This is a genomic window from Bacillus sp. FSL R5-0654 (genome assembly GCF_038008745.1).
GTDB classification, from domain to species: Bacteria; Bacillota; Bacilli; order Bacillales; family Bacillaceae; genus Bacillus; species Bacillus safensis.
Genome location: NZ_JBBOZV010000001.1, coordinates 261,545 through 277,676 on the forward strand (window position 1 = coordinate 261,545; position 16,132 = coordinate 277,676).

The 16,132-nt window shown below is 42.0% G+C and carries 14 protein-coding genes; 11 read left to right on the forward strand and 3 right to left on the reverse strand.

The window, feature by feature from the left end; all coding sequences use genetic code 11:
• The first annotated feature begins 37 nt into the window (after positions 1–37).
• The 3 genes from NSS76_RS01465 (at position 38) to NSS76_RS01475 (ending at position 3,005) form a co-directional block, all read left to right on the forward strand.
• A complete protein-coding gene (locus NSS76_RS01465; RefSeq protein ID WP_024424384.1) occupies positions 38–610 on the forward strand; it encodes a TetR/AcrR family transcriptional regulator in 573 nt (190 codons plus the stop codon).
• 80 nt (positions 611–690) lie between these two features.
• Entirely contained in the window at positions 691–1,713 is a 1,023-nt protein-coding gene (locus NSS76_RS01470; protein ID WP_073203637.1) for a quercetin 2,3-dioxygenase, read from the forward strand.
• 158 nt (positions 1,714–1,871) lie between these two features.
• Positions 1,872–3,005, forward strand: coding sequence for a zinc-dependent alcohol dehydrogenase (locus tag NSS76_RS01475; RefSeq protein WP_073203639.1), 1,134 nt, complete (start codon positions 1,872–1,874; stop codon positions 3,003–3,005).
• A 208-nt stretch (positions 3,006–3,213) separates the two neighbouring features.
• Here NSS76_RS01475 and NSS76_RS01480 read toward each other — a convergent pair whose 3' ends face one another.
• Positions 3,214–3,651, reverse strand: a complete 438-nt coding sequence (locus tag NSS76_RS01480) for a MarR family winged helix-turn-helix transcriptional regulator (RefSeq protein ID WP_012008812.1) — start codon at positions 3,649–3,651, stop codon at positions 3,214–3,216.
• Positions 3,652–3,913: 262 nt separating this feature from the next.
• On the opposite strand from NSS76_RS01480, the gene NSS76_RS01485 reads away from it, so the two are divergent.
• The 5 genes from NSS76_RS01485 to NSS76_RS01505 all read left to right on the forward strand — a co-directional run bounded on the left by NSS76_RS01485 (position 3,914) and on the right by NSS76_RS01505 (position 9,576).
• Positions 3,914–5,422 carry a class I adenylate-forming enzyme family protein gene (locus NSS76_RS01485; protein WP_073203642.1) on the forward strand — a complete coding sequence of 503 codons (1,509 nt, stop codon included), beginning with the start codon at positions 3,914–3,916 and terminating at the stop codon, positions 5,420–5,422.
• A gap of 66 nt (positions 5,423–5,488) precedes the next feature.
• Positions 5,489–6,871 carry an amino acid permease gene (locus tag NSS76_RS01490; protein WP_073203643.1) on the forward strand — a complete coding sequence of 461 codons (1,383 nt, stop codon included), beginning with the start codon at positions 5,489–5,491 and terminating at the stop codon, positions 6,869–6,871.
• 100 nt (positions 6,872–6,971) lie between these two features.
• Complete coding sequence (locus NSS76_RS01495) at positions 6,972–7,337, forward strand: VOC family protein (protein ID WP_024424379.1); 366 nt, start codon at positions 6,972–6,974, stop codon at positions 7,335–7,337.
• Positions 7,338–7,449: 112 nt separating this feature from the next.
• Positions 7,450–8,310, forward strand: a complete 861-nt coding sequence (locus tag NSS76_RS01500) for an alpha/beta fold hydrolase (RefSeq protein ID WP_024427419.1) — start codon at positions 7,450–7,452, stop codon at positions 8,308–8,310.
• Between the two features lie 115 nt (positions 8,311–8,425).
• A protein-coding gene (locus NSS76_RS01505) for an IS3 family transposase (RefSeq protein WP_206534229.1) occupies positions 8,426–9,576 on the forward strand; the annotation gives its coding sequence in 2 pieces (ribosomal slippage) (positions 8,426–8,699 and positions 8,699–9,576; 1,152 coding nt in all).
• 63 nt (positions 9,577–9,639) lie between these two features.
• On the opposite strand, the gene NSS76_RS01510 is transcribed toward NSS76_RS01505, so the two are convergent.
• A complete protein-coding gene (locus NSS76_RS01510; protein ID WP_341080243.1) occupies positions 9,640–11,067 on the reverse strand; it encodes an alanine/glycine:cation symporter family protein in 1,428 nt (475 codons plus the stop codon).
• 33 nt (positions 11,068–11,100) lie between these two features.
• Positions 11,101–12,081, reverse strand: a complete 981-nt coding sequence (locus tag NSS76_RS01515) for a glutaminase (protein WP_044333602.1) — start codon at positions 12,079–12,081, stop codon at positions 11,101–11,103.
• Between the two features lie 517 nt (positions 12,082–12,598).
• Between NSS76_RS01515 and NSS76_RS01520 the strand changes: the two genes are divergently transcribed.
• The 3 genes from NSS76_RS01520 to NSS76_RS01530 all read left to right on the forward strand — a co-directional run bounded on the left by NSS76_RS01520 (position 12,599) and on the right by NSS76_RS01530 (position 16,105).
• Entirely contained in the window at positions 12,599–13,885 is a 1,287-nt protein-coding gene (locus NSS76_RS01520; protein WP_341080247.1) for an ATP-binding protein, read from the forward strand.
• A 4-nt stretch (positions 13,886–13,889) separates the two neighbouring features.
• Positions 13,890–14,828, forward strand: coding sequence for a response regulator (locus NSS76_RS01525; protein WP_025092765.1), 939 nt, complete (start codon positions 13,890–13,892; stop codon positions 14,826–14,828).
• A 191-nt stretch (positions 14,829–15,019) separates the two neighbouring features.
• Entirely contained in the window at positions 15,020–16,105 is a 1,086-nt protein-coding gene (locus NSS76_RS01530) for an SEC-C metal-binding domain-containing protein (RefSeq protein WP_025092766.1), read from the forward strand.
• Positions 16,106–16,132 lie beyond the last annotated feature (27 nt).

Genomic DNA, 16,132 nt, shown 5'->3' on the forward strand with positions numbered 1-16,132 from the left:
CGCATGATAAGCGACTTTGGTCTATGGAGGGAAAAGAGTGTCACACGTGAGTACGAAGGATAAAATCATTCAAACGGCAGCACTTCTTTTACGTAAACAGGGATACCATGCGACAGGATTGAATCAAATTATCAGAGAGAGCGGCACACCTAAAGGCTCTCTTTATTATTACTTTCCAAATGGAAAAGAAGAGCTGGCCATTGCATCTGTTGAATACATTAGTCAAAAGGTCATCAATCAAATTGAAGAAGGCTTTGCCTATTCGGATGACCCATATATCGCCATTGATCGTTTTATGACAAAGATCATTCGAGGATTTATGGAGAAAGAAAGTGAAAGAGGGATTCCAATTGTCTTGCTTGCGGCAGAGTCCAAGCCTGAAAACGCGCAGCTTCATGCTGCATGCAAACAAGAAATGATCCGCTGGCAGGAGCTTGTAAAAGAAAAGCTAATGAACAGCGGGTATGAAGAAAACAAAGCGGATGAGCTGGCTTCTCTCCTTCACTCAATGGTCATCGGGGGTTTATCGATGACCACTGCACTCAAGCAAACGACCCCTTTAGAACACGTAAAAAGTTACCTTAGACACTTATTTATGCGGGAAGAGTAAAATCTCTCGCATATTGTCTATCTATTATATCAATTGGTCTATATAATATAGATAGTCAATTTGTCATGAGGAGTGATGGGATGTCGGAGCAACCGCAATCGATGAAGCAATCCGAAGGTACCCCTTTTTATACCGTGTCTGGTTCCGGAAAGATGTATGGGCTGGAGAATCAGCTTGTTCATATGCTGGCAGAAGCAAATCAAACGAATCAGCTGTTTGAGCTTGCCTTAATCACAGGTGGGAAAGGAGCATATTTCCCGCTGCACTGTCATGAGCACTTATTTGAAACCATTTTTGTGCTGGAAGGAAAGCTTGAAGTGATGCTGGACGGTAAAAAATACATGGTCACAGCCTTTGATTATATTCATATCCCGCCCAAAACGATTCATGGCTACAGAATGCATAGTCATAAAACAAGATTTATTTCATATACGCTGGGCGGAAAAATGACAGATGTCTATCAGCAAATTGGGAAGAGGCTTTTTCAGAATAAATGGTCTATGACTCATTATGCTTTCGATGCAACCAGTTTTCAGCAGGCTGAAAAAGAAAGCGATATCATCCTGATGCATGGAATCAGAGAACTGTCTAATACAACGAGGCCCTCCGTTTTATTTCATAGTCAGCTTCCTCACGAGGTACAGCCTTATGTATTAGAGGCTGGTGAAGGGAAGCAATACATCATTGATGGTCAGATTCATGAGCTGATTGCAACAGTAGAAACAACAGGAGGCGGATTCAGTCATTTTGTGGTTGAAGGAGCGAAGGAGAAATATTTCCCGCCGCATTATCATCAAGTTCATACAGAAGCAATCTATTGTGTTGAAGGGAAGATGAACCTTCATTTGAACGGAGAGGATATTTGCTTGATGCCGGGTGACTTTGTCTATATCCCGCCGGATACGATCCACTCTTATGAATTTGTGTCTCATTCAAATAAAATGTTGGTTTTGCTGCTTCCAGGAGAAATTGAGCAGGTGTATGAGCAGTTTGAAGAATCTCCAAGCCCAAATATATGCCCCTATTTTATTCAAGAAGGGAATTTCATGTTCAATCGGGAGACTTCAACTCAATATGATTTGTTTTTTGTCGAAAAGGAATAAGTGTGTAACGCGTTACACGACATCATGAGTCTGTCGAAACAATCGACAGGCTTTTTTTGTTTTTTGCCTCCTCCACATAAATTTCTCATTTGATGAATGAACCATTCATTCAAGGTGAAGCTATGTAAAGATGACTTGAGCTAAAGGAGGAAATCCATGTGAGAGCTGTTACTTATCAAGGGAAAAATAGCATTGCAGTGAAGAAAGTAGATGCACCGTGGATTCAAGATCGGGAAGATGTGATCATACGTATTACATCAACAGCAATTTGTGGATCAGATTTACATTTGTATCAGGGGAATTTCCCGCTTCCAATCGGCTATGTGATTGGGCATGAACCAATGGGGATTGTGGAGGAAGTTGGCCCGGATGTCACAGCCGTAAAAAAGGGAGACCGTGTCGTCATTCCATTTACAGTTGCATGTGGTAAATGCCAATATTGCGATCATCACTTAGAAAGCCAATGTGACAACTCAAACCCGCACTACGATTCGGGTGGACTTTTTGGCTATAGTGAGAAATATGGGAATTACCCCGGAGGACAGGCAGAGTATTTACGCGTACCTTTTGGCAACTATACACCGTTTAAGATCCCAGAAGATTGTGAGCTGGAGGATGAACAATTGCTGTTCTTATCAGATGTCCTGCCAACCGCCTATTGGAGTGTAGAGCACGCAGGTGTGAAAAAAGGCGATACGGTCATCGTGCTAGGCTGCGGACCTGTTGGGTTAATGGCACAGCAATTTGCTTGGCAAAAAGGAGCAGAACGTGTGATTGCCGTCGATTACATTGATTACCGCCTACGGCATGCAAAACGAATGAGCGGCGTTGAGGTCTTTGACTTTACAGAAGATCCCGACATGGGAGAAACGTTAAAGGAGCTCACCAAGGGCGGGGCCGATGTTGTGATTGATTGTGTGGGAATGGACGGGAAGAAGTCGCCGCTTGAAAAAATTGAGCAAAAGCTCAAGCTGCAAGGCGGAACGATCGGACCCATTCAAATTGCCACAAAAGCCGTTCGCAAATGTGGAACAGTGCAGATGACGGGTGTGTACGGCGGCCTGTACAACATGTTTCCATTAGGCGCTTTTTTCGCAAGAAACGTCACCCTGAAAATGGGCCAAGCCCCGGCGAGAGGATACATGTCAAAGCTCTATCAAAAAGTGACAAGCGGTGAAATTGATCCTAGAGCCATTATCACTCACAAATTACCATTAGATGAAGCTGCACATGCGTACCACATCTTCAATGACAAACAGGATGATTGTATAAAGGTCGTTTTAAAGCCATAAAAAGAAGGCTTAGGAGTATTCCTAAGCCTCAGCGTGTAGACAAACCTTCGCATTCGGTGTCAGGTCTGCGTGCCGGTGCTCACGAATGTTTAATTCGCTCCGCTCCAGTACTCGTCCTTCCTAGGGCTGCAAAGGTTTTCTATGACGCTGAAAAGAAGACAAAGGGCTTTTAGCCCTTTGTCAAAAATCTAAAGGCTTAGGAGTATTCCTAAGCCTTTAATGTGTGCTCGTCCATCATTTTTTCGATTAATTCAAAAAATGTTTTTTTATCTTCCTCTGAAAGGTGGTTGAACAATTGATTCACAAGCAGCTGGCGATTGTCGATCATTTGTTTAGCAATTTGTTCACCCGATTCAGAGAGTTCAATCCACACAGTACGGCGGTCATTATTATTTCGAGAGCGGATGATCAGCCCTTCGTCTTCTAAGTGATTGAGAGCGGTTGTTGTTGCAGAGGGAGATAATGAAACTTCCTGCAGAATATTTTTCACAGTACATGATTGATGGCGGTAGATGATACGTAAAATAAACCCTTTAACATTCGTCACGTTTTTCGGAATATTTTCTTCATCTATTTGTTTCGTCGCCTTTAAATACTTCGTCAGTGCATGGTCTAACAAACTTGCCTCTAGCTCGAAATGTTGCATTCTCCATACCTCTTTTCCTATTGCATTCGCATTTTCCGATCAATTACTAGGTCTATCTTATCATAATAATCATCATGATTTAAACCAAAATGGAAGACGGCTATAAAATTACCTATATTATCAATTAATATAAAGAACAATTCCAAAATGAAATGATTTTACTTTCAGCTGTTTTTATTTTAGAATGTGAATGAGATAAAATCTGCCAACCCAATTCGCTGGAAATTGGCTATTGGAAATCAAACGTTTGGAGATGAAGATATTGAATACTTTACAGGCATTACTAAACGACAGAATGGAACGCTCTTCACAAATTGAGGCGGTAACTGGCGGAGGGGTGTCTTATACATTTGAAGAATATGCAAAACGCATCGACCAGCTTGCTCATTACTTAAATCAAAAAGGAATTCGAAAAGGTGACCGCGTTTGCTTTATTTGTCAAAACCATCATCACTTTTCAACGATTATGCTGGCAGCCATTAAAGCAGGTGCAGTCGCAGTTCCGCTTAGCTGGCAGCTTACTTCATTTGAGCTGGAGGGTATTTTGAAAAAAGCAGAGCCAAAGGCTTTATTTTTTGACCGAGAATTCCGTGAGATTATTTCTGCGGTGAATGTGTCTTTAGACAACTGTCTCATGGTGGAATCTGGTGTAAATGCGAAAACAACGCAGCTGTTTGAAGACATATTGGCTTCAAATGATGGCAGTGATCTTGCGGAAGAGGTATCAGAAGAGGATCTAGCGATGATCTTATTTACCTCTGGGACAACGGGGAATCCAAAAGGCTGTATGGTCGGACATGGACGAATCTATCAATTTTTAACAAGACGCGGGAATCGAGGATTTGACTTGAAAGGGAAACGCTACTTGGCGAGTCACCCTCTCTATCATATGAGTTCAATTAATCATCTGATCGCTGCTGCCATTGAAGGGTATACACTTGTTTTTTTACATGATGCAACGCCGAAGCGCATTTTAGAAACGATCGAAAAAGAAAGAATAACGTTCATGATGGCTTTCCCATCAGCTTATACGTACATGCTGGAAGAAATGAAGCGCGGTTCGTATGACCTTTCATCCTTTGAAATTGCGATTTCTGGCGGTACGAAGGTGCCGGTCCGTTTGATTAAGGACTACAAAGAAGCAGGCATTCAGATGATGCATGGCTACGGAAGCACGGAAGCATGGGTTGTCAGTGCGTGGCATCCTGCGATGGGCGAGGATAAAATGGGCTCTGCTGGTAAAGTGGATCCAGATGTAGAAGTGAAAATCGTTCATCCTGAGACTGAGGAAACACTGCCAGTTGGAGAAATTGGCGAAGTTGTCATGAGAAGCCCATTTTATTTCTTAGGCTATTATCATCAGCCTGACGCTACTGCGAAGGTACTCAAAGATGGCTGGTTCCATATGGGAGATGCAGGCTATCTAGATGAAGATGGTTTTCTATTTATCACAGGCAGATACAAAGATGTAATTTTATACGGCGGAGACAATATCTATCCTGACCAAGTAGAAGAAGTCATTGAACAAATACCAGGTGTGATTGAATCAGCTGTCATCGGGGTGCCAGACGAATTATATGGTGAAGTGCCAAGTGCGTATATCGTAAAAGACGAATCCGCCGATTTCTGCGAAGAAGATGTGGTGAACTATTGTCAGGAACGTTTGGCAGATTACAAAGTGCCATCCATTCATTTCATCAGTGATCTGCCAAAAAACAAGCTTGGTAAAATTATGAAGAAAGATTTACGTGAATTGGTTGTGAATGCTTAGTACCTATTCTGCTATAATGAAATTTGAATGATTTTTTGTTTTTCTAACGTTTTGGAGGGAAAGGGTTTGCGACATATTCTTCGTAAGAAACACGTTCACGATTTGTTGGAACAGAGCAGACAGCAAAAGGTAAAGAAAACACTGGGCGGGCTAGATCTCACGCTTCTTGGTATAGGGGCAGTGATTGGCACAGGGGTTATGGTGTTAACTGGTATAACAGCGGCTAAGGATGCAGGACCGGCTGTTATTTTCTCCTTTGCGATTGCAGCCATTGTGTGCAGTTTGGCAGCACTTTGTTATGCAGAAATGGCTTCAGCGCTTCCTGTATTCGGCAGTGCGTACATTTATTCATATACGACCATGGGCGAGCTTGTAGGCCATTTGATGGGCTGGACCTTATTGTCTGTTTATATGCTGACTGCTTCAGCTGTCGCCAGCGGCTGGTCGAGTTATTTCAACAGCCTGCTTGAGGGGTTTGGAATTTCGATTCCGCATCAATTTTTAGCGGGGCCGGAGCAAGGCGGATATATGAATCTGCCGGCGATTATCATTGCTTTACTGATTGCGTGGATCTTATCTAGAGGAACGAAGGAAAGTAAAAAATTTAATAATATCATGGTGTTTGTGAAACTCGGTATTATTGTTCTTTTCATTGTAGTAGGCGGCTTTTATGTACAGCCAGCCAATTGGCAGCCATTTATGCCGTTTGGCGCAGAAGGCGTCATTGCCGGTGCTGCTGCTGTGTTTTTTGCCTTTTTAGGGTTTGATGCAATTTCTGCTTCAGCAGAAGAGGTGAAAAATCCGCAGCGGAACCTGCCAATTGGGATCATAGGTTCATTACTTATTTGTACGATCATTTACATTGTCGTTTGTTTGGTCATGACAGGCATGGTGCACTATACACAGCTGAATGTCACAGAGGCTATGTCATATGTCCTGCAAAGTGTACATCAAAATAGCGTGGCTGGTATTATTTCCGTTGGTGCGGTCATTGGATTGATGGCTGTGATTTTCGCCAATAATTATGCAGCAACTCGAATTGCCTATGCGATGGGCCGAGACGGACTTTTGCCTAAAGTGTTTTCAAAAACAAACAAAAGCGATACGCCTGTTGCTAGCATATGGATGATTGGCGGAATGACAGCTGTTATTTCAGGCTTTATTGATTTGAAGGATCTGTCCAACTTAGCGAATATCGGTGCGTTATTAACGTTTGCCATGGTCAGTTTATCTGTGCTTATTTTGAGAAAGACACATCAGCAGCTTGAGAGGGGCTTCAGGGTTCCTTTTGTGCCGGTTTTGCCGATTATTTCAATGGGCTGCTGCTTGTTCCTTATGCTCAACTTACCAGGCCGGACATGGCTTTACTTTGGGGTTTGGCTGTTAATCGGTGTCGTCATGTACGCAGCGTATTCAAACAAACACAGTGAATTAGCGAAATCTTCATGAGAAAAAGGTGCAAATCCGTTGACGATTTGTGCCTTTTTTCATACGATTTGGGATAAGCTATAAAAGAGATGATGAACGGAACAAGAGGAGGATGAGGGATATGATTAGTGTTAGTCCTTATATTGTTGTAGAAGATGTGAAAGAATCTCTTCAATATTATCAAGGGATTTTTGGTGGGGATATTCATATCTTAAATGAACACCAGGACCGTGTCCTGCATGCTGAATTGCATCTTGGGGAATCACTGCTTCATTTTTCAGATACGTTTGGACGCACACCAAAGCCAGAGAATCTCAGATTGATCATGCAGTTTGACAATGAAGAAGAACTAAAGGCTGTCTATGAAGCGCTGGAAGCTGATGGAGATGTACTGGTCGAATTACAGGATACCTTCTTTGGCGCACTTCACGGACAAGTACAGGACCGGAAAAATGGGTTGATCTGGGTTCTGAATTATATGAAATAGACGAAGACCTTCACCATAGTGAAGGTTTTTTTGTGAGTGTTTTTATTTTCTGAAAAATGGAAAATATGCTATGTTGGAAGAATAAAAGGACAAGGAGAAGGGTGGCAAAGGAATGGAACAAATTGAGTTTCAATCAATCCAAACAAATGGTGTAACACTTCATACAGCAATGGCTGGACCGGAAAATGGCCCGCTGCTTGTGCTGCTCCACGGGTTTCCTGAGTTTTGGTACGGCTGGAAAAATCAAATCATCCCCTTGGCTGAGGCAGGCTATCGTGTTGTTGTTCCTGACCAAAGAGGCTACCATCTAAGTGACAAGCCAGAAGGGGTCGAATCATACGTATTAGATAAACTGAGAGATGATATTGTGGGTTTGATCAAGACGCTGAGCCCGAACCAAAAGGCGATTGTCGGCGGACATGACTGGGGCGGAGCTGTTGCTTGGCATTTGGCTTCAACCCGTTCTCAATATGTCGAGAAATTAATCATTGTCAATATGCCGCATCCGCGGGTGATGATGAAGGTTCTTCCTTTTTATCCGCCGCAGTGGAAGAAAAGCTCCTATATCGCTTTTTTTCAGCTTCCGAATGCTCCAGAGGCAGCACTTCAAGAAAATCACTTTCAAAAGCTGGATGAAGCCATTGGGCTGACGGCAAGACCGCATTTGTTCACGAAGGAAGATGTCTCAAGCTACAAGCTCGCTTGGACGCAGCCAGGCGCCTTGACCTCAATGCTGAATTGGTATCGAGCCATCAAAAAAGGCGGCTTTGAAAAGCCAATTTCCAAACGAATTCTCGTCCCTGTTCGCATGATCTGGGGGATGGAGGACAAATTTTTAAGCAGAAAGCTGGCGAAGGAAACGATAAAGATCTGTCCAAATGGCCAGCTGATCTTTGTCGATGATGCCTCTCATTGGATCAATCATGAGAAACCAGAGGTCGTCAACAAACTCATACTTGAATTTTTGACATAAAGAAAAAAGCTCTGATCAGTGGGACTGACCCCATAAGATGAGACAAATAAAAAACACCTTCAAGTTTGAAAACGGATCGTTGTAATCCGAAATAAAACATGGAGGTGTTTTTTCTATGGGGACAAGAGTGAGTTATCCGGTTGAAGTCAAGCAGAAGGCTGTAGACATGAGATTGGCAGGCGTATCTATGAAAGAGATCATGCAGGAATTGAATATCAAAAATAAAACGCAGGTTCAGACATGGGTGAGGTGGCATAAGGCTGGGGATACACACCGGTTCGAACAGCCTGTTGGAAAACAATATACCTATGGAAAGGGTCCCGAGTACTCTTCCGAATTAGAGAGACTGCAGGCAGAAAATCGCTATCTGAGTCAACAGAATGAAGTTTTAAAAAAGTACAACGAATTGGAAAGGAAGTTGATAAGGAAACGTCAATCAAACTAGTAGAAGAATTGTGCAAAATGATGACAGTACAGGACATTTGTGTCCATTTAAGCATCTCTCGCGCTTCGTACTATAGATGGAAAAAAGATCTGACTCAGAATCATTCTAAAAAACAACTAGAGAAGCAAATCGGCACGTTGTGCCGAGAGCACAAGTATCGATATGGATACCGAAAAATCACAGCCTTACTAAAAGTGAGAATGCGTATTAACCATAAAACTGTTCAACGTATCATGCAGAAAAACCAGTGGCAGTGCCGGGTTAAAATGAAAAAGCGTAAGAAGAATGGGCAGCCCTATGCCGTGGCCGGTAATATACTGGATCGGAACTTTCAGTCTGATCGTCCTCTTGAAAAACTAGTAACGGACATCACGTATTTGCCTTATGGACAGAAACAATTGTACCTTTCCAGTATATTGGATTTATATAATGGAGAAGTGATTGCGTTTACGATTGGTGATAAGCAGGACACAGACTTTATTTTAAACACACTTGATCAGCTCCCAGCACTGCCTGAAAACTGTGTGTTACATAGCGACCAAGGTTCTGTGTATACATCTTACGAGTATCAGAAAGCTGTTCATATAAAAGGCATTACCATGAGCATGTCCCGTAAAGGGACGCCCGCTGATAATGCCTCCATCGAATCGTTTCATTCCTCGCTAAAGTCTGAAACGTTCTATCTTAACAGCATTGATCGAACTACGACCACCATCGTAGAACGCACTGTCAAAGAATACATTTATTATTATAACAACATTCGTATTCAAACAAAACTAAACAACCAATCACCGATCAACTATCGGCAATTGGCTGTATAAAGGTGTTTTGATCCCTGTCTCAAAAACGGGGGTCAGTCCCCAGTTGACCAGAGCTTTTTTGATTTATCCGATTTGATTCTTTTTCAATGCAGCAGGTTCGTCGTCCCAGCATTCAATTTTCTCATTGTTTGGAACGGCATTTTTATAGAAAACAGGATCTTTGCCTTCTTTTTTCTGTCTCGTGTAGTCCTTCAGTGCTGCGAAGGCGACCTTAGACAGCATGGTAATGGCGATGAGGTTGACGATGACCATGAGTCCCATGAAGAGATCGGCTAGACCCCAAACGAGAGGAACAGTGGCAACCGCACCGAACAGAACCATTCCAATAACGGCAATTCGATAGATGTTAAGCCAAATTTTGTTCGCTCCAAGGAATTCAATGTTCGTTTCCCCATAGTAATAGTTACCGATCAATGTACTAAACGCGAATAGGAAAATCATGATGGCAAGGAAGCCAGAGGCCCAAGGTCCAATATGCTGACTAAGAGAAGCCTGTGTTAATTCAATTCCTTGCAGGTTTGTTGTTTTATACGCATCAGAAAACAGAACAAGGAAGGCTGTGCTTGTACAAATAATTAACGTATCTGTTAACACGCCGAATGCTTGGATTAATCCTTGTTTAACAGGGTGGCTTGTGACAGCCGTTGCTGCTGCGTTAGGTGCACTACCCATACCGGCTTCATTTGAGAAGAGACCGCGTTTAATCCCTTGTAATAAGGCACCGCCTAGCGTACCGCCAGCAAACTGTTCAAACCCGAAGGCGTGTTTCACAATCGTGCTGATGACACCAGGAAGTTCCGTGATATTTGTGACAATAACAAAGAACGCAATTCCGATGTAAGCAACCGCAAGCACAACGACAATGTATTCAGAAGCCTTTGCGATCGCTTGGATGCCTTTGAAAATGATCGCTGCAAAAATGACAGCCATCACAATACCGACGGTTAAACGGTCTAAACCGAAGGAGTTTTTAAAAGCGACAGTGATCGTATTTGATTGAACCGCATTAAAGACGATTCCAAAAGAAATTGTAATCAGGATCGCAAATAAAATCCCCATCCAGCGCTTGTTTAACCCTTTTTCCATGTAATAAGCAGGTCCTCCGCGGAAGCCTGTTTTGTCTTTTACTTTATATACTTGAGCTAGTGTACTTTCAACGAAACTTGAAGCAGATCCGATAATGGCTACGATCCACATCCAAAAGATGGCGCCAGGGCCGCCAATGGCAATAGCGATAGCAATCCCTGTGATATTTCCTGTCCCTACACGTGCTGCCATACTGATGGCAAATGCTTGGAACGGTGATATTCCCTCTTTTTCTTTTCTTCCTTCTTTCAGGACACGCAGCATTTCTTTCATCATTCTCACTTGCATGAAGCGTGTTCTATATGTGAAGTAGAGTCCAACTCCAAGTAACAGAGCAATCACAATATAAGTCCAAATAAAATCATTTGTATGTGTTAAATAAGATAGCAAAGCTTTTTCGTTCATAACATCACCTCTTCGAATTCATCACTGTTCTTTTTAAAAAATACTGAGATCCCACTCTTTGGCGAGCTTTTTCAGCATCATGACACCGGTAATACTATTTCCGCAATCGTCAATGGCGGGACCGTAAATACCGATTCCACAGCCTGTCTGAAACGGAAATTCTCTTCTTGCGCTTGGCGGAACGCAAGCCATAATTCCTCCAGACACACCACTCTTCGCTGGTACCCCTACGAAAGCAGCAAAATTCCCAGACGCATTATACATGCCGCATGTCAGCATCAATGCCTTTGTTAGTCTGGCGATATCCTTTGGGATGACTTGGACTTGTTTAAAGGGATGATAGCCATCACTTGATATAATCAGTCCAATCAAGGCGATGTCCTCTGTTGTGACCTCGATGGAACATTGCTTTAAATACACTTCTAACGTGTCCTCGACATCCGATTCTAAATAATTGGTTTCTTTTAAATAATAAGCAAGTGCTCGATTTCGGTGCGCAGTTGCCCATTCTGATTGATAAACCTCTTCATTAACAGAAGGACGCTTACCTATTAAGTTTTCGATTAAATCGAAAATATATGCTAGCTTTTCTGTAGAAGTCTTTCCGGGAAGGATGGAGGATACGGTAATAGCTCCAGCATTAATCATTGGATTAAAGGGCTTCCCTGGTTTATGCATCTCAAGACGGTAGATGGAATTAAATGCATCACCAGTTGGCTCTACATCTACCCGATCCAAGACGTAAGGAACGCCTCTTCCTAAACAGGCAGCTATAAAGCTGATGACTTTTGAGATACTTTGCAGGGTAAAGGGAACGTCCCAATCACCATATCGTACAGATGATCCATCTGGGCCTATCACGCTGATACCAAGTTGAGAGGAATTCACTTTTCCAAGTGCTGGAATGTAGCCAGCATTCTGTCCGTTTATGTAATACGGACGTATTTCTTCTGCCCATTGATCAACAGAAGACTGGCATGCGTGTTGTGTATTATTAGAAATTGCTGTTTTCATACGATTCCTCCAATCAAAAATCAAAAAGTACCCTATTGAATTGGCGGATGACAAAAAATGCGATCAAATAGGCACGAAAACATGTTACACATCTTCAAAGAACTTGTCATGCGCTGCTTGCACCACTCCTTTACACCTAAATATATGTACAAATGAAGGCATTGTCGGCGGAAAAACAAAAAGGGTTTTTAGTGAAAATTAAGAAAACGCTTACATATAGTTTCACTAAAATTATTCATTCAATTTATCTTGGAAACTACACAATCTGACGTAAATCTACAGAAAAACTTACAAATAAAAATCAGTCTGTCGATGATTGTCTAAACAATTCCTATTATTGTCGTCAATGATCAAAACAGTGAATAGCTGAAAGGTCACCTTGCTGCCCCGGAGAATAGTCATAAAAAAGGATTTTGAGGATAAAAGGAGCAGTAAAAATTATTTTTTTGTACATTGTGGAGAAAAGAGTCTCCTTGTATACTGTGGCTATGCAAACAGGGGAAGGGATGTCAGTCATTTGAGTTTAAATCAGCTTGTCAAAAAGGACGCATTCATTTTAATTTTTATGATGGTCATTGTGCCGCTTGCAGGAGAGCTGAAGTTTTATCCTGTGAATGAGACGTTTCGCATCAGTTTTGGCGCACCTGCGTTTTTCTTTTGCTTATTACTCTTAAGAAAATCTAAACCGCTATTGCCGGGATTTTTAACAGGCGCAGCCATTGTGCTTTTTCGGGTAGGTTTAGATTTGATTCAGCAGAATGCTGATCTGGCTTCATCATTTTATCAGCAATTCCCAAGCTTCTTTTTCTATTTCACTTATGCTTTCCTGTTTTTTGCCGTCCGTACGGGACGCTTTAAACAGCGCTCTATTTTCATTGGGATCATCGGCCTGATGATCGAATTAGTTGCTGATTTTGTCGAGCTGTTTGTACAATTTCTAGTGTTTGATACAACGATGACCTTATCAAAGCTGAGCGATATGTTCCTCATTGCATTTGCTCACAGCTTTGTGGTGATCAGTTTTTTTAATATGATGAAGCTGTATGAGGCTCAATCAAGAGAAAAGCAGATCATGAAACAAAATGAGCATATGATGATGGTCATTTCGAATTTATATGAAGAAACGGTGCATTTAAAGAAAACGTTAAAACATACAGAGCATATTACACAAGAATCATACCGGCTTTACCGTCTGCTGCATGAACACGAAGCGGGGAAAAAAGTGAGTCAGGAGCTGTTAAAGCTCGCAGGAGAAATTCATGAAGTGAAAAAGGACAATCAGCGTATTTATGCTGGGCTTTCAAAGCTGATTTCGAAGGAAAATATGCAAGACTATATGAAGGCGGAAGAGCTCGTCCAAATTGTCATCCGGATTCAAGAGAAGTATGCTCTATCTCTTGGGAAAAACATCTCCTTTACATCTGATATAAGGGGCATTCATCTGCATGATTATCATGTGTTTATTTTCTTATCGCTGATTAATAATTTAATGGCCAATGCAGTCGAAGCAATAAAAGATACCGGGATGATCTCACTCGAATTGAAAGGAAGTCATGATAAAATAGAGATTCGGATTGAAGATGACGGACCAGGGATTCCTAAAAAAATGAGAGAGATTGTGTTTGATCCAGGGTATACCTCCAAATTTGATGCATTTGGAACACCGTCTACAGGGATTGGCTTATCCTATGTGAGAGAGCTGGTTCAAGAGCTTGGCGGTCAGATTCAAATCGAACCAAAAGAAACAAAAGGTACAGCTTTTCTGCTTGTCCTTCCTATACAAAATTTAATACAGAGAGGGTGAGTGTATGCGATTCTTCATTGCAGATGATGATCGTGCAATACGCTCGATTTTAGGTCAAATCATAGAGGATGAGGATTTGGGAGAGGTCGTAGATGAAGCGGGTGACGGAGTTGGATTAGAGGCACATTCGCTGAACCTCAAGAAAGTAGACATCCTTTTGATTGATCTTTTAATGCCTGCTAGAGATGGCATTCAAACCATCCGCCATATCCACCCTGAATTCAAAGGCAAGGTCATTATGATTTCCCAAGTAGAGGCGAAAGAGATGATGGCAGAAGCCTATGAACTAGGGATTGAATATTATATCCATAAGCCTGTCAATCGCATTGAAATCGTCAGTGTGATTCGAAAAGTCATGGAGCGTATCAAGCTGGAAAAATCGATTTACGATATACAAGCCTCTCTTCGCCATGTGCTGCCATTAGAGCCTGTGATTTCTCAAGGTGCGGGCGCTGGGGCGAAGAGAAGAACGATGAAAGAGGCTGGGGAATTCCTCTTATCTGAGCTGGGAATTGTCGGTGAGAGCGGCTCTAAGGATTTACTGGAGATACTCATCTACTTACATGAAACACAGTCAGCTAATTCTCATGAGGTCAATTTCCCGCCGCTAAAGCAGCTTTTTATCAAAACAGCAGAAAGAAAACTGGATCATGGTGCAACCGATGTAGAGGTGATGCGGGAAGTGAAAGCGGCGGAGCAGCGGATTAGACGAGCTATTCATCATTCCTTGAATCATTTTGCCTCACTAGGATTAACAGATTTCTCAAATCCTAAGTTTGAGCACTACGCGTCGAAGTTTTTCGATTTTACCGATGTCAGTCAAAGAATGAAAGAAATGCAGAAGACATCTTCTCCCTCAGGATCGACAGGCAGAGTCAATACGAAGAAATTCGTTCAAATCTTTTACTTTGAGGCAAAGCAGTTATTCGAAGGAATGAGCTGAGGAAAATCTGTTGGTATGATTGGAGAAAATAAACAGAGAAAGTCTGTCTTTCCTATGATCTATCGTGATCTTCAGGTGATTTTATAATTTAACTGATCATTCAGATTTTTCTTTTTTCTTGAAAATAAAACCCTCCTGTGCAATCGTTTGTTAAAATAGTGAGGTTAGACTAGAATGTCGGAGGTTTTATTTTGGGAAAAATTAAACGAAATGCGCTCTGCCCATGCGGAAGCGGAAAAAAATATAAACATTGCTGTGGTCAAAAATCAGGCGGAGAACAAACGTCTGAGCTTGTGTTTAAGGAAGCTGTACAAGTTCAAAAGGATTTAATGAATTATGCTTTTTCTAAGCATCAGAGAGCGATCAATCAATTCATTAATGAGTTTTCTTTCCTTGCAGATATGGATAAAGAAACGCAACAAATCTCAGTTTTCCATTTGAGTGTATGGGGCATCTTCTTCCGTCCATTAACTGATCAGAAAGAGACCATTTTCCAAGAGTTCCTGACAAAGAAAGCAGAAGATATTACCCGTCCGAAAACAAGACAAGTGGTCCAATCTTGGACAGACATGGAGCCATCTTTGCTTTTATTAAATGAAAAAACGGACGAGTCTCTTTACTTTGAGAATATGGTAACAGCGGAGAAGGTTGAAGTAGATGTAAAACCTGATCAAACGGTACTGCCTGAAAAGGGAAGTCTCGTGCTTGGTTTTCCTGTTCAATTTGAAGAAAAGGCAGAGTTTTTCATTCAATATACGATGTTTGCGAAAGAGTTTACAGATACTCTTCTTCTTCAAGTTCGCCAGCTTGTTGACGCATATGAAGCAAATGGAGGGGCGCGCAGCACATTTATGAGAGAATCATTCCCTGATGTGCTGAAGTGTATGTTTGCGAAGCAAGAAGTAGAAGAATCAGAAACACCTGCTCAAACAGAAGGCGATGCAGGTCTATCAGCAGATCGTATGGACTGGGCAAGTGACGTCCAGCTGGAAACTGCTAAGCTGATTGAAGACGGAATGAAGGAGCACGGTGATCAAAGCCTGACAGATGGTGCTTTAACGGTTTGGAAAGCCTACTGTGATCAGAAATCACCTGTGATCCGTAAAGCAGCGTCATTTGCTGCCGGAATCGAATACTACATTCATTCACTTGCAAGCGATGCTCCGCTTTCTCAAGCACAAGTAGCGAAGAAGTATGGCATTAGTGCGTCGACTGTATCGAGCCGTTTTAAAGATATCGAAAAAGCGGTGAAAGAAGAGCAAGAGGCGACAGTATAATATAAAAAAGACGCGGCTCCTTCAGAG

Excerpts from the sequence above, each read along its gene's own strand:
- NSS76_RS01525 (WP_025092765.1), top strand. The coding sequence starts at position 13,890 with ATGCGATTCTTCATTGCAGATGATGATCGTGCAATACGCTCGATTTTA.
- NSS76_RS01495 (WP_024424379.1), top strand. The coding sequence starts at position 6,972 with ATGATTAGTGTTAGTCCTTATATTGTTGTAGAAGATGTGAAAGAATCT.
- NSS76_RS01500 (WP_024427419.1), top strand. The coding sequence starts at position 7,450 with ATGGAACAAATTGAGTTTCAATCAATCCAAACAAATGGTGTAACACTT.
- NSS76_RS01515 (WP_044333602.1), bottom strand. The coding sequence starts at position 12,081 with ATGAAAACAGCAATTTCTAATAATACACAACACGCATGCCAGTCTTCT.
- NSS76_RS01510 (WP_341080243.1), bottom strand. The coding sequence starts at position 11,067 with ATGAACGAAAAAGCTTTGCTATCTTATTTAACACATACAAATGATTTT.
- NSS76_RS01480 (WP_012008812.1), bottom strand. The coding sequence starts at position 3,651 with ATGCAACATTTCGAGCTAGAGGCAAGTTTGTTAGACCATGCACTGACG.
- NSS76_RS01470 (WP_073203637.1), top strand. The coding sequence starts at position 691 with ATGTCGGAGCAACCGCAATCGATGAAGCAATCCGAAGGTACCCCTTTT.